This window comes from Nisaea nitritireducens, from assembly GCF_014904795.1.
GTDB lineage: Bacteria > Pseudomonadota > Alphaproteobacteria > Thalassobaculales > Thalassobaculaceae > Nisaea > Nisaea nitritireducens.
The window spans coordinates 99992-113029 of sequence record NZ_JACZFS010000010.1; the positions used below are offsets into that span (position 1 = coordinate 99992).

14 protein-coding genes are annotated in these 13038 nt (G+C 60.3%); 7 read left to right on the forward strand and 7 right to left on the reverse strand.

What is annotated here, in order from left to right:
• Positions 1-24 precede the first annotated feature (24 nt).
• The 3 genes from IG629_RS03820 to IG629_RS03830 form a co-directional block, all read right to left on the reverse strand.
• Entirely contained in the window at positions 25-405 is a 381-nt protein-coding gene (locus IG629_RS03820) for a hypothetical protein (RefSeq protein ID WP_193170659.1), read from the reverse strand.
• A 300-nt stretch (positions 406-705) separates the two neighbouring features.
• Positions 706-1503: an enoyl-CoA hydratase-related protein gene (locus IG629_RS03825; RefSeq protein ID WP_193170660.1), complete on the reverse strand. Its 798-nt coding sequence runs from the start codon at positions 1501-1503 to the stop codon at positions 706-708.
• Positions 1504-1665: 162 nt separating this feature from the next.
• The gene (locus IG629_RS03830) at positions 1666-1836 is read right to left on the reverse strand and encodes a hypothetical protein (RefSeq protein WP_193170661.1); all 171 of its coding nucleotides are present in this window, start codon (positions 1834-1836) and stop codon (positions 1666-1668) included.
• Positions 1837-2061: 225 nt separating this feature from the next.
• Between IG629_RS03830 and IG629_RS03835 the strand changes: the two genes are divergently transcribed.
• From IG629_RS03835 to IG629_RS03855, 5 genes are all read left to right on the forward strand, one after another.
• Positions 2062-2667, forward strand: coding sequence for an SIS domain-containing protein (locus tag IG629_RS03835; RefSeq protein WP_226886426.1), 606 nt, complete (start codon positions 2062-2064; stop codon positions 2665-2667).
• A 2-nt stretch (positions 2668-2669) separates the two neighbouring features.
• Positions 2670-3695: a ligase-associated DNA damage response exonuclease gene (locus IG629_RS03840; RefSeq protein WP_193170662.1), complete on the forward strand. Its 1026-nt coding sequence runs from the start codon at positions 2670-2672 to the stop codon at positions 3693-3695.
• Positions 3695-5272 carry a cisplatin damage response ATP-dependent DNA ligase gene (locus IG629_RS03845; protein ID WP_193170663.1) on the forward strand — a complete coding sequence of 526 codons (1578 nt, stop codon included), beginning with the start codon at positions 3695-3697 and terminating at the stop codon, positions 5270-5272. Before IG629_RS03840 ends, IG629_RS03845 begins: the two co-directional genes overlap by 1 nt.
• 74 nt (positions 5273-5346) lie before the next feature.
• A complete protein-coding gene (locus IG629_RS03850) occupies positions 5347-5973 on the forward strand; it encodes a helix-turn-helix transcriptional regulator (protein ID WP_193170664.1) in 627 nt (208 codons plus the stop codon).
• Positions 5970-6227 (forward strand): hypothetical protein, encoded by a 258-nt coding sequence (locus IG629_RS03855; RefSeq protein WP_051284469.1) that lies wholly within the window; start codon positions 5970-5972, stop codon positions 6225-6227. Before IG629_RS03850 ends, IG629_RS03855 begins: the two co-directional genes overlap by 4 nt.
• Here the strand turns inward: IG629_RS03855 and cysC are convergent.
• The 3 genes from cysC to IG629_RS03870 form a co-directional block, all read right to left on the reverse strand.
• Complete coding sequence (gene cysC / locus IG629_RS03860) at positions 6224-8113, reverse strand: adenylyl-sulfate kinase (protein WP_193170665.1); 1890 nt, start codon at positions 8111-8113, stop codon at positions 6224-6226. The genes IG629_RS03855 and cysC overlap by 4 nt on opposite strands.
• A 37-nt stretch (positions 8114-8150) precedes the next feature.
• Positions 8151-8945, reverse strand: a complete 795-nt coding sequence (gene cysD / locus IG629_RS03865) for a sulfate adenylyltransferase subunit CysD (protein ID WP_193170666.1) — start codon at positions 8943-8945, stop codon at positions 8151-8153.
• Positions 8946-9120: 175 nt separating this feature from the next.
• Entirely contained in the window at positions 9121-10296 is a 1176-nt protein-coding gene (locus tag IG629_RS03870; protein WP_193170667.1) for an NAD(P)/FAD-dependent oxidoreductase, read from the reverse strand.
• Between the two features lie 174 nt (positions 10297-10470).
• Here IG629_RS03870 and IG629_RS03875 point away from each other — a divergent pair, with 174 nt between their 5' ends.
• Both IG629_RS03875 and IG629_RS03880 read left to right on the forward strand, forming a co-directional pair.
• On the forward strand, positions 10471-11928 hold the full coding sequence (locus IG629_RS03875; RefSeq protein ID WP_193170668.1) for an N-acyl-D-amino-acid deacylase family protein: 1458 nt from the start codon (positions 10471-10473) through the stop codon (positions 11926-11928).
• A gap of 33 nt (positions 11929-11961) precedes the next feature.
• Positions 11962-12558: a cysteine hydrolase family protein gene (locus IG629_RS03880; RefSeq protein WP_193170669.1), complete on the forward strand. Its 597-nt coding sequence runs from the start codon at positions 11962-11964 to the stop codon at positions 12556-12558.
• Positions 12559-12568: 10 nt separating this feature from the next.
• Here the strand turns inward: IG629_RS03880 and IG629_RS03885 are convergent, their stop codons facing one another.
• A complete protein-coding gene (locus IG629_RS03885; RefSeq protein WP_193170670.1) occupies positions 12569-13036 on the reverse strand; it encodes a PilZ domain-containing protein in 468 nt (155 codons plus the stop codon).
• Positions 13037-13038: the final 2 nt, after the last annotated feature.

Here is a 13038-nt window from a genome sequence, read left to right on the forward strand (position 1 = left end):
GCTGATCGGGATTACAGCAAGCGGCTATTGTATTTCCGGGCGAGGGCCGGCCTCGGCCCATGCCGTCGCCTCTGCATGATCCTTGAAGCACTTGAACGTACTGCCCGGAAAGATCTGGCCCAACGCTTTGTTCACAAGCTGTGTGATCCAGTAATTCTCAGTGACGATGGCAACATGCTTTCCTGAGTTTCTGCCCTTCGCATAGGCGTGCCACTCCTGCGCAACTGTGAGCAGGCCGTTCCAGCTCCAGTTGTTTGTTGCGTCATTACGATGCTGATCGACGACCACGTTGAACCAGATGATGTCCGGATTTTCTTTCCAGATCATGGGAACATGCTTTGTGAGATTGTAATCCGTGAAACCTGAGGACAGATCGATAAACAGTAATCGTCTGTCTATATCCACGTGCCAGGACAGGGGCTCCGTCCTGTTTGAGGAGCTGTCGCTCACTCCGGAAGCGGCCATTTTACCGTTACGGCAATTCGATCGCTGGCAGCGGATACTGCGCGGGAGATAGGGAATGTCCGCATGTATTCCTCGATCTGTACAGTTGCGATTGGCCTGTGCGTACGTTGGTACGACAATAAGGCAGCATACGCGAATACCCACGATAAAAAAAAGACTAAATTATCAAGTAGATAAAAATGCATTGCCTGAATGACTCCCGGCAAGGCAGTGGGCCCTGCCGGGATTTGAATGCGGTTTTCAGGCTGCGCCTGGATACCAGGATGGCTGACGTTTCTCCGCGAAGCTTTTCAACCCCTCGGCGGCTTCATCCGATTGCCGTTTCGCAGCATGCTGCGCGACCAATTTCTCGAAATAGGCGTCGGCGAGCGTGATGTTGGCGTGTTCCAGGATGACCTGCTTGGTTTGTGCCATGGCATCCGGTGCGGAGAGCAGCAACTGGTCGATCACCGGGGCGGCGGCTTCGTCCAGTGTCCCGGTAGCACAGACTTCATGCACCAAACCCATTTCAGCCGCTTTTGCCGCCTTGAAACGCTCGCAGGTGAGGGCGTAGCGGCGGACATTGCGCGGACCCATGGCGGCGTTCAGGTGAGGCACGATAATCCCGGCCATCACACCCCACCGAGCCTCGGTAATGGCGAAAATTGCATCCTCGCTGGCAATGACAACATCGCAGGCGGCCACGATACCGACGCCACCACCGAAACAGCCACCATGTACCAGTGCGACGGTCGGCTTGGGAAAGTCGTTAAGGCCGCAGACGGCCGAAGCGGTGCGGCGAGATACTTCGACATTTTCTTCCGGCGAGAGTGTCCCTACGGCATTCAGCCACTTCAGGTCGGCACCGGCCTGGAAATGCTTACCGTTGCCCCGGAGGACGACAACACGAACGGCATCGTCCGCGGCGCAGTCGCCGAAAGCATCGATAAGCCCCTGGATGACATCGCCGTTATAGGCGTTGTTTACCTCCGGCCGGTTGATGGTGACAGTGGCGACGCCACGCGCATCTTTGGAGAGCAGGACAACGGGTTCAGACATGGCTGGCCTCTTCGAATACTGGAAACAGGCTCCGGACGGAGCCCGTGAAGAGTATGCCCTGATTCCCGGGTATCCAACCCCGGGGCTGAACCGGGACAATAAAAAAGCCGGATGAGTCGAGTTTCGATCTCATCCGGCTTTCTATTTCGCAAGTGCGAAGTATCAGGCGGCTTTCTGTGCCGCCGATGCGGTTTCACCGAACATGTCGGTTTCATCGTTGTGGCGCGCCAGTCCGTCGATCATTTCCAATGCGGCTTCAGCCTGCAAAGTGGACCATTTGCGCTGGGTTTCCGAAAAATACACCCGGGGACGTTTGGTGTTTTCATTGATCATGTGCTGCTCCAGTTCGGACGACAGTATTTAGATTCCATACATACAATGTCGTTATTCGAGTACGAAATGAAAATGGTGCAATGCAGCATTGATTTGATGCTGATCCGCGATCAATGAATTGGCTCAGGGTTTATTGATGCTGTAATCGAGGAGTCGTGACGCTGGAGTCTGACCGGCGGGTCGGGTAAGTTTCGGCATCTGGAAAACCCGAGATTCGAGGCTCCCTTGAACAGTTCCGACATCACCTCCCGCATCAAGATGATCCTGGACGCGGAAGCCGCGGCCATCAATGCGATCAAGGTCGATGAAAGCTACGAGAAGGCGCTGGATATTCTCCAGGGCACATCCGGCAAGATCATCACGACCGGCATGGGAAAGGCCGGGTTCATCGCACATAAATTCGCGGCGATCCTGAGCTCGACTGCATCGCCTGCCTTCTTCATTCATCCGAGTGAGGCGGCTCACGGGGATCTCGGTATGGTCGCGCCGGGAGATTGCATCGTCGCCTTCTCGACTAGCGGAAAGACCCGGGAAGTGCTGGAATTCATTGAGCTCAGCCGCCACGTCAATGCGGGCAAGGTCATAGGCATCACGTCGCATCCTGACAGTGGCCTGCGCGATTTGTCGGACGTAATCATCGATATGGGCGTCATTAAAGAGCCTTGTCCTCTCGGGCTGACGCCATCCGCCAGCATGTCCGTCATGTCTGCTGTCAGCGATGCGCTGGCGCTGGTGCTGATGGAGCGCAAGGGCGTTTCCCGGCACGAATATGGACTGCGCCATCACGGCGGTTATCTCGGTAAGCAGGCACGAACGGACAATATCGAGTAGGGATGGCCAAAGCCGCGCGCAGGGCAAGCTGGATCAAGGTCAGGCCGGAAGGTCTGTTTGTCGAGCCGGGCGGTTTTTATGTCGATCCGACCCGCATAGTCGATCGTGCGGTGATCACCCACGGGCATGCAGACCACGCCCGCCGGGGGCACGGCGCCGTTGCGGCGACAGCCGAGACGCTGGACATCATGCGGGTCCGCTATGGCAAGACGCCGTTCAAGATCAGTCAGACGCTTCGCTTCGGCGAGAAGATCAACATCACTGGCGTGACGGTCTGGCTTGCTCCGGCAGGGCATGTGCTCGGCAGCGCCCAGGTCGTGGTGGAATACAAAGGCGAACGGGTCGTCGTCTCCGGTGACTACAAACGCCGCCCGGACAGGACATGCATCGCTTTCGAGCCGGTACCTTGCGATGTTTTCATCACCGAGGCGACGTTTGGCTTACCGGTGTTCCGACACCCCGATGACACACGTGAAATCGCGACATTGATGCATTCCAGGGAGCTTTTCCCGGAGCGCTGCCATGTGATCGGGACCTATTCCCTCGGCAAGGCGCAGCGCCTGATATCCCTGATCAGGGCGGCAGGTTATGACCGGCCGCTTTATCTACACGATAGTCTGCTACCGCTTTGTAAGTTGTATCAGGCGTATGGGGTGGATCTCGGCGAACTCCTGCCGGCGACGGCGGATGAGAAGGGCCTTCCGCGAGCGGGCCTCGAAGGCGAGATCGTGCTGGCTCCGCCACCGTCGATTTCGGATAGCTGGGCTCGTCCTCTGCCGGATCCGGTGATCTGCATGGCGTCGGGTTGGATGCGGGTGAAGCAGCGGGCGAAGTACGGCGGTGTGGAATTGCCGCTGGTGATTTCCGATCATGCAGACTGGGACGAGTTGCTGACCACATTGGACGATGTCGGAGCACCGGAGGTCTGGGTCACGCACGGTCGGGAAGAGGCACTGGTTCATGCCGCCCGGCTGAAAGGCATGGAGGCGCAAGCTCTGCGGCTCATCGGGTATGAGGAAGAGGCCTGATGGAGCAGTTTGCCCACCTCCTCGATCGGTTGCTCTACGCGCCGCAAAAGATCACCAAGCTGAAGCTGATGGCTGACTATTTCATTCATGCGCCGGACCCTGACCGGGGCATAGCGCTTGCGCTCCTGACCGGTGCTCTGGATCTGAAAAACGCCAAACCGGCCCTGATCCGGCAACTGGTCATGCAGCGCGTCGACCCGGATCTATTCCGCTGGTCTCATGATTTTGTCGGTGACCTGGCTGAAACGGTCGCCCTGATCTGGCCTGAACGAGCGACGAATGCGGCGCCGCCCCGGCTTGGCGAACTTCCGGAACAGCTTGCGGGGCTCAAGGCACCCGAGGCGGGTGAGCAGCTGGCAGGCTGGCTGGATACGCTGGATGCGACCGGTCGCTGGGCGTTGCTGAAGCTGGTGACAGGAAGCCTGAAAGTCGGTGTTTCAGCTCGGCTCGCCAAGGCGGCACTTGGGGATGCTTTCGAGACTTCAGTGGACGAAATCGAAGAGATTTGGCACGGGCTGGAGGCGCCCTATGAGCCGCTGTTCGCCTGGCTGGAGGGCCGGGCACCGCGCCCGGATATGAGCAACCGTGCCGTCTTCCGCCCCCTGATGCTGGCCAACTCGCTCGATGACATGGAGCTGGTGAAGCTGCCACTGGCGGACTATGCGGCGGAATGGAAATGGGATGGGCTTAGGGTCCAGCTTGCCGCCCGAGGTAGCGAGCGGCGGCTCTATTCCCGGACCGGTGACGATATTTCTGCTGCCTTTCCTGACATTGTTGACTTCATGACCTTCGAAGGCGTGCTGGATGGCGAATTGTTGGTGGTTCGGGAAGGGGAAGTCGCGCCGTTCGACGATCTGCGGCAGCGGCTCAACCGGAAGCGGACGACGGCAAAGATGCTGCAGCAGCACCCGGCCCATATCCGGCTCTACGATATCCTGTTCGACGGCACCGAAGACTTGCGCGGCCTCGGCTTTGAGGCGCGGCGGGCTCGTCTGGAAGCTTTCTGGGGGCGTGAACAGCCAGAGCGCACGGATCTCTCGGAGTTGATCCCCTTCGACAGCGTGGAAGCGCTTGAGGCGCTCAGGGCCGGGAGCCGGAGCGCGCAGAGCGAGGGTCTGATGCTGAAACATCGCCACAGCGTCTATCAGGCAGGGCGACCGGCAGGGCCATGGTTCAAATGGAAACGGGATGCGCTGACTGCAGATGCGGTCGTCATGTATGTCCAGCGCGGGCAGGGGCGGCGCTCGTCCTTTTATTCCGACTATACCGTCGGTGCCTGGCGGGACGGGGAGGAGGGGGCGGAGCTTGTGCCGGTCGGCAAGGCCTGTTCCGGCTTTACGGATGAGGAGCTGAAGAAGCTTGATAAATGGGTGCGCGACAATACAGCCAACCGGTTCGGGCCTGTTCGGGAGGTGACGCAGTCGCTGGTCGTCGAGGTGGCGTTCGACAGTGTGCACCGGTCATCGCGACACAAGAGCGGCGTTGCCATGCGCTGTCCGCGTTTTCACCGCATTCGCTGGGACAAACCGGCGGAAGAGGCAGATCGTCTGGAAAGCCTTGAGAAGCTGATCGATTGAGGTGGTTTCTCCATCCCGGCTTTCCAAGCCAAGCGTTTTCTTGATAAAGACAGGTAACGTCTTGGAAAATCGCTATGAATGACCGTGCCGCCGACCGCATTCTGTTCCAGCTGAAAACCCGGGGTCCGCAGACCATCGGTGAACTCGGCGCGCATTTCTCGATGACCGGGGAAGCTGCGCGTCAGCATCTGGCGAAACTCGCCGATGCCGGTCTCGTTGAACCCGAGGACCGGCGCCAGGGCCGTGGCCGGCCACGCCGCTATTGGATGCTGACCGAGAGCGGCCACGCTCGGTTTCCGGACAATCATGCCCAGCTCACCGTCGAGCTATTGCAGTCCGTCCGGGAGCTGTTCGGGGACGCTGGGCTTGACCGTTTGATCGACAAGCGCAGGGTTGAAACCCTGAACGCCTACAAGGCCGACATAGGGAAAGCCGATAGCTTCAAGGACCGGCTCGAGCGGCTGACCGCGATGCGGGAGCGGGAAGGCTATATGGCCGATTGGTCAGAGGTGGACGACGGCTCGTTCCTGCTGATCGAGAACCATTGCCCGATATGTGCGGCGGCGGCCGAATGCCAGGGAATTTGCCGGGCTGAACTGGAGCTTTTTCAGGATGTTCTCGGACCGGATTGCATGGTAGAGCGGACCGATCATATTCTTGCCGGCGCACGTCGTTGCGCCTATCGGATCACGCCTAGATGAATCGCATTGAACGGAAAAAGGTTTCCGCGCTGGTCGGCCTGCGCAAGCGAGTTCCCATTGGCATTGGGCACAATATGGGACCGCCTTTGAGCGTGGCCTATAACCGTCTTGTCTGGCGCAAAGCCATCGCCAAGGCTTGGGAGCCGCCGGCGGATCGCCTGATTTTGCAGCGTCGGCTGAAACGGGCGAAGGAACTTGGCATGACCTATCGGGAGTACATGCTGGAGATCCTGGAGCGAGGCAGGCATCTCTAGCGGCCGTCACCGTTCCGCTTAACCAGGCTGAAGTTCTCTTCCACATAGGCCATCAGTTCGGCGACGGACTCATTCGCCGTACGGTCCGCTGTGTCGACCGTTACCTCCGGCGTTACCGGTTCCTCATACGGGGCCGAAACACCGGTGAATTCCTTGATCTCGCCGGCCCGGGCTTTCTTGTAGAGACCTTTCGGATCGCGCCCTTCGCATGTGGCGACATCAGCCGCGACATAAACTTCGTGGAACAGGTCCGGTGCGATGGAGCGGGCCCGGTCGCGGTCAGCGCGGTAGGGTGAGATAAAGGCCGTAATGACCAGCACGCCAGCGCTGGCGAAGAGCTTGGCGACTTCGCCGACGCGGCGGATGTTTTCCACCCGGTCTTCCGGTGCGAAGCCGAGATCGGAGGACAGGCCGAAACGGACATTGTCCCCGTCCAGCACATAGACCTGATACCCCTTGGCGAAAAGCTGCTGTTCCAGCTCGATGGCGATGGTCGATTTACCGGCGCCCGACAGGCCGGTCAGCCAGAGAACGCCACCCTCGTGCCCGTTGGCATGGGCGCGCAGTTCCGGGGTCACCCGGTGCTCGACCGCCGTAATGTTGGTCGACCGGACATCGGTGCGGCTGCGTTGGTCGGGATAGCCTTCCATGAAAATGGTGCCGCCGCCGACCGTGTCGTACTCGTCCACCAGGACGAAGCGGCCGGTTTTGGGGTTGTCGGAGAACTCGTCGAGAGCCAGCATGGCGCGGGCGCGGAGTGTTACTTCGCCGATTGCGTTGCGCTCCAGGGTGTCGCCCGAGTGGGTCGTCAGATTCTCGACATCGATCACTGTCTCGATCGACTGCACCTCGACGGTCTGCTCATTGTTGGCGAGCTTCAGTTTGTAGCGCTTGCCGACTTCCAGAGGTTTGCGGCCCAGCCAGAAAATCCGGGCCCGAAAAACATTGGTCTCGACCGGCGCATTTGCCTCGTGGCTGATCATCTGGCCGCGCTCGATGAAAAGCTGCTCGCTCAACGTGATGCCGACGGACTGGCCAGCGGAGGCGCTGAGGGCCGGCGCATTGGTATTCCAACTCTCGATGCTCTTGACCGTCACTTTCTTGTTGGACGGGGAGATCAGGATCGTATCGCCGGTGCGAATGCGGCCGCTCTCTATCCGGCCGGCAATGATCCGGCGTTCGTCGAACTTGTAGACGTCCTGTACCGGGAGGCGCAGCGGTCGCTCCGTCGGCAGAACCGGGGGCGTGAAAGCGTCCAGTACCTGGACGAGAGAAGGGCCTTGGTACCAAGGCATCCGGTCCGGCGCGCTGATAAGCCCCTGTCCCTCGCGGGCGGAGACCGGAATGATGGCGGAGGCTTCGAGGCCGAGTTCCGACAGGTAGTTGCGGATTTCGGTCGTCAGTTCCTGGAAGCGCTCCTCGCGATAATCTGCCAGGTCCATCTTGTTGATAACGACAGCAACCTGCCGAACGCCCAGCAGGTGCAGGATATAGCCGTGTCGCCGGGATTGCTCCTGCATGCCGTCCTTGGCATCGATCACCAGCACTGCGGCATCGGACAAAGCCGCGCCGGACACCATGTTCTTCAGGAATTCCTTGTGGCCCGGCGCATCGATGATGACGTAGTTGCGCTTCTCCGTGTTGAAGAAGATCTGCGTCGTGTCGATGGTAATGCCCTGGTCACGCTCCGCCTGTAGTGCGTCGAGGACGAAGGCCCATTCGACCGGCATTCCGCGCCGTTCGGACATGGCGATGACGGCTTCGGCCTTGCCGTCCGGCAGTGAGTTGGTCTCGTGCAGCAGGCGGCCGATCAGGGTCGACTTGCCGTGATCGACATGGCCGACGACGACGAGCTTGAGGGGAGGGATTTCAGAGGAAACGTGCATTTTGAAACTCTTGACCGATCAAGTGCGGCAATGGGACTTACATATAGCCTGCGGTACGGAGCCGTTCGAAGGCGTCTTCCGCCTCGTGGTCCATGGCGCGGCCGCTGCGTTCGGCGATGGTGGTTCCTTCAAGCTCGGCGATGATCTCTTCGATCGTGCCGGCCTCGCTCTCGATGGGATTGGTGATGTCCTGATCGCCGAGGGAGCGGTATCGCTTGCCGTTCTTCGAGAAATACAGGTCGACGATCGGAATGCCCTCGCGCTGGATATAGCGCCAGATATCGAGTTCGGTCCAATGCAGGATCGGGTGAATCCGGATGTGGGTGCCAGGCGCGAAATCGGTCTTGAACTGGTCCCAGAATTCCGGTGGCTGGTCGCGGAAATCCCATTCGGCATTCTCGCCGCGGGGGCTGAAGACGCGTTCCTTGGCGCGGGTGGCTTCCTCGTCCCGACGGATGCCGGCGACCACGGCCTGCATGTCCTGCTCGGCGATCAGGCGCTTCAGCGCCTCGGTCTTGCGGGCGGCGGAGCGGGTGGCCGGCGGGAGCGTCGGATCAATCTCTTCGATCGGCGGGCAGTCCCGGACGATCAGGTTCACGCCCCATTCGGCGGAATACTTTTTCTGGAAGTCATACATCTCCGGAAATTTCTTTCCGGTGTCGCAGAACATCAACGGGAACGGTACATGACCCAGGAACGCCTTGCGGGCGAGCCAAACCATGACGTTCGAATCCTTTCCGAGGGACCAGAGCATGCCCATGCGGTCGAACTTGTTAAAGGCTTCGCGCAGAATGTAGACACTCTGCGCTTCCAGCGCGTCGAGATGATCCATCGGGCCGGGTGTTCCGTTCAAAATCCAAGTTGAGCGCGGTTACTAAGCGTCATATGGCATCTTGTCAAAAGCACAAAAGGGGACCGGGAACGATTTGCACATATCGGTCGCCCTTATGTGTCGCTCAGGGAAAGCCTAGTCTCTTTACTCCTGTTCAGTGGGAATATTTTTCCGTTCAGGATTCCCCGCCGGAGAAGTATACAGCATCCGCGAGTGAAGAACGGTCCGGAGCGAGATCTGCGGCAGAGAGACCCTCGGCCGCGACCTGATCGGGCAGGGCCTTGCCCTGCGCCAGGGCAGCAGATGTCATTCCCATGGCGGCTGATGTCTGAATGCCGTAACCGCCTTGCCCTGCGAGCCAGAAAAAGCCTTGCAAGCCTGGCTCAAAGCCCACGACGGGAGATTTGTCTCCGACAAAGGAGCGCAGTCCGGCCCAGCGGCTATGGAAACGTCCGACCTTCAGGGTGGTGGCATTCTCGATCCGGTCGACAGCGATGGCGAGGTCGAGATCCTCGGGCTGGGCGTCTGTCGGCATGGAGGGGGTCTCGTCGGCGGGCGATCCGAGGAAGCGTCCGCCTTCCGGCTTGATGTACCAGTCCTCGTTCACGTTCACGACCGCAGGCAGAATATCGGGATTGATTCCTTCCGGCGGATCGAAGGTGAAGGCAGTGCGCCGCTTCGGTATGAGCCCGATCGGCTTGGCGCCGGCCATCTTGCCAACCTCGTCGGCCCAGGCGCCGGCGGCATTGATGACGACAGGGGCAGTGAAGGTTCCAGCCCGCGTCTCGACGGTCCAGCCGTCTGCGGTTCGAGACAGCCCCTGGATTTCGGCGTCTGTCACGATCTCTCCGCCGCTCGCGCGCATGCCGCGGATGAAGCCCCAGTGCAGGGCGTGGACATCCATGTCCATATCGCTGGGATCATAGAGACCACGCACGACTTTCGCCGGGTCTATAGCGGGGAACAGTTCGAGCAGGCGGGCACCTTCGACGATCTCCGTACCGTCCGCGTTCGCCGCGAGCTCCTCGTGCATGGCGCCGAGCGCATCGAGCTGGTCCGCCTCGGCCAAAACCAGGGAGCCGCGCGGTGTCAGAATCGGATCTGCGGCGAACCCTTCCGGCGGGTTCAGAAAGAACGGCTTACCGGCACGGTTCAATGCCCGGATCGCGGCATTGCCATAGCTCTCGATGTAAAGGGCAGCAGAGCGACCGGTCGTGTGATAGCCAGGCTGGCTTTCCCGCTCCAGCAGCAGGACGGATCCATGCAGCGCAAGATAGTACGCGCAGGATGCGCCCGCCATGCCGGCGCCAATGATGATGTAATCCGCGTGGCGGTTCGTGCTGGAAGTCATGTCGTGATCCTATTCGAGAGGGACCCAGAGCCTACGCCGTGACTTTCCCCAATCTCAAGGCTTGTCCTACTTGTGCTGACGGGCTTCGGCACAAGTTCCGTCGCGGCCATTGACTTGCCCCGCCTCTCCGCAGTCCGATCTAGCCTGGGATATCTAGACCGAGGGGATCGGGTAATGGCTGAGGCAGGGTTCGACATTGTTCTGGAAGGCGGGGATATAGTCGACGGAACCGGAGCGCCGAGACGGCGCGCGGATGTTGGTATTCGGGACGAGCAGATTGCCGCCATCGGCGACCTGTCCGAATCAGAAGCCGGCCGCCGGATCGATGTCAGCAACCGCATCGTCGCGCCGGGCTTCATTGACGTTCATACCCATGACGACCGCATGCTGCTGTGCGAGCCCGACTTCGATATGAAGGTCAGCCAGGGCGTGACCACCGTAGTCGTCGGCAATTGCGGTATCAGTCTGGCGCCGTTGGTGACCGATGTGCCGCCGCCGCCACTTGATCTCATCGGGGACGCCGACTGGTACAAATTCGCTACTTTCGATTCCTTCCTGCGCGCCGTCGAGCAGGCGCCCGCTTCGGTGAACGCGGCCTTTCTGGTCGGCCATTCGACGCTTCGGGTTGGCACCATGGATCGTCTTGATCGCGGGGCGACCGGCGAAGAGATCAAATCCATGCGCGGGTTGCTGGAAGAAGGGTTGGAATCCGGTGCCGTCGGATTCTCCACAGGGCTTTTTTATGCGCCGTCCCATAAGGCGCCGACCGAAGAAGTGATCGAGCTGTCCCGCAGCCTGAAGGCCTTTGGTGCCCGTTACGTGACGCATATGCGGAACGAATCGGACGGGGTCATGGAGTCTCTGGACGAGACCTTCACCATCGGCCGCGAGGCGGGTGTGCCGGTGATCGTCTCGCATCACAAGGTGCAGGGAAAACACAATTTCGGCCGTAGCTGCGAAACCCTGGCCTGCATCGAGAAGCACATGCATCACCAGGATATCGGCCTCGATGTCTATCCATATGCGGCATCTTCGACCGTGTTGAAGGCCGATGCCATCGCCCTTGCCGAGAAGGTGAAAATCACCTGGTCGAAGGCACGCCCGGATCTGGCCGGGCGCATGCTGGATGATATTGCCAAGGAATTCGGTTGCAACCTGTTCGAGGCGGCCGAGATGCTGCAGCCGGCCGGCGCGATATATTTCAGCATGAGCGAGGAGGATGTGCAGCGCATCCTCAAGTTCGAACACGCGATGATCGGCTCCGACGGGTTGCCGCATGACGAGTTCCCGCATCCCCGGCTCTGGGGCACGTTCCCGCGAGTGCTGGGCCATTACTGCCGCGATCTTGAGCTGTTCTCGTTGGAAGAGGCGGTGCGCCGTATGACCGGGCTCTCCGCCGATAAATTCGGCCTGAAGGGGCGGGGACGGATCGCTGAAGGCAACTTCGCCGATATCTGTGTGTTCGATGAGAAGACGGTGATCGACCGGGCCGATTTCGACAATCCGACCGCGCCGTCCGGCGGCATCGAGAGCGTCTTCGTGAACGGCCGCATGGTCTGGGGGGCGGGTGCTCATACAGGCGCTCGTCCAGGCAAGGCCCTGCGCCGCGGCATGGGGCCACTTGCCGCTTAAAGCGCCGTAGAGCGCATCCAGGAGGAAACAAAAATGAGCGATACGCCGAAAACACTTCTCCAGATGGCCGGCGTGCCCAACACGCCGCCGGCCCTGGGGGAATCCGTTCTGTTGCTGATCGATGCGCAGAACGAATATGTCAGCGGTGTGCTGGCATTACCGGGGGTGGCGCCGGCAACGGATGTGCTGGCGTCAGTGCTGGCGAAAGCACGGGCGGCTGGCGCTCCGATCGTGCATGTCCGCCACAAAGGCAATCCGGGCGGGGCGTTCGATCCGGAGACGGACCGGTTTGCGATCATCGACGCGGTCTCGCCGCAAGACGGTGAAGAGATTGTCGACAAGAAGCTGCCGAACTCCTTCGCAGGCACGAATCTTCAGGCTGTGCTTGAGGCGACGGGCCGGAAGAAGCTCATCATCGGCGGCTTCATGACCCATATGTGTGTCAGCTCGACCACGCGCGCGGCTCTGGATCTCGGCTGGAGTTCCGCGGTGATTTCGGACGGTTGCGCGACCCGGGCCCTGCCAAGCCCGACGGGCGGCAAGGTCGTCTCTGCCGATACGCTGCATGAAGCCAGTCTGGCAGGGCTTTCCGACCGGTTTGCGATTATCGCTCCGGGCTCCTCGTTCTGATGCGCGGCTGTTATTTGGTGTAGTGCGCTCTCATGCTGTTGGCGATGGCGATCAGTTGCGGATCGCTGATGTCATCGAACTGAACATGGACGCCGTTCTCGGTGCTGCTGACGACCCGTGCCGCCACTCTTCCGGCTTCCGGAATGTTCAGCTCAATCTCGGTGTCCGGCTTGACCGGCCAATCCGCGATGATATAGGCGCCGCCGATGGAGAGGTCCTCGATGGCGCAATCGACATCTTTGCCGTCGATCCGGAAGATGGAGATATCGCGGCGCGGCTCTCTCAGGTCGCGCCGCCGATCTCCGTCTTGCGGCAGATCGATCAGGAGGCGGAGAGCCGCAAGTTCGTGCAGAAGTTCCGCAACCTGTGATGCCGATGTGTCGTCTGACATCTTTCCGAGCAGACGCTCGGCCTGTCCCTGAATGCTCGAGAGCCCCTCCGAGAGGGTTTTCGTCTGATCCGGATGCAGGTCAGGCATGG

Coding starts and splice junctions, on each gene's coding strand:
- IG629_RS03830 (WP_193170661.1), bottom strand. CDS start 1,836: ATGATCAATGAAAACACCAAACGTCCCCGGGTGTATTTTTCGGAAACC.
- cysD (WP_193170666.1), bottom strand. CDS start 8,945: ATGGATCATCTCGACGCGCTGGAAGCGCAGAGTGTCTACATTCTGCGC.
- IG629_RS03885 (WP_193170670.1), bottom strand. CDS start 13,036: ATGCCTGACCTGCATCCGGATCAGACGAAAACCCTCTCGGAGGGGCTC.
- IG629_RS03880 (WP_193170669.1), top strand. CDS start 11,962: ATGAGCGATACGCCGAAAACACTTCTCCAGATGGCCGGCGTGCCCAAC.
- IG629_RS03825 (WP_193170660.1), bottom strand. CDS start 1,503: ATGTCTGAACCCGTTGTCCTGCTCTCCAAAGATGCGCGTGGCGTCGCC.
- IG629_RS03870 (WP_193170667.1), bottom strand. CDS start 10,296: ATGACTTCCAGCACGAACCGCCACGCGGATTACATCATCATTGGCGCC.
- IG629_RS03840 (WP_193170662.1), top strand. CDS start 2,670: ATGGCCAAAGCCGCGCGCAGGGCAAGCTGGATCAAGGTCAGGCCGGAA.
- cysC (WP_193170665.1), bottom strand. CDS start 8,113: ATGCACGTTTCCTCTGAAATCCCTCCCCTCAAGCTCGTCGTCGTCGGC.
- IG629_RS03845 (WP_193170663.1), top strand. CDS start 3,695: ATGGAGCAGTTTGCCCACCTCCTCGATCGGTTGCTCTACGCGCCGCAA.
- IG629_RS03855 (WP_051284469.1), top strand. CDS start 5,970: ATGAATCGCATTGAACGGAAAAAGGTTTCCGCGCTGGTCGGCCTGCGC.
- IG629_RS03875 (WP_193170668.1), top strand. CDS start 10,471: ATGGCTGAGGCAGGGTTCGACATTGTTCTGGAAGGCGGGGATATAGTC.
- IG629_RS03850 (WP_193170664.1), top strand. CDS start 5,347: ATGAATGACCGTGCCGCCGACCGCATTCTGTTCCAGCTGAAAACCCGG.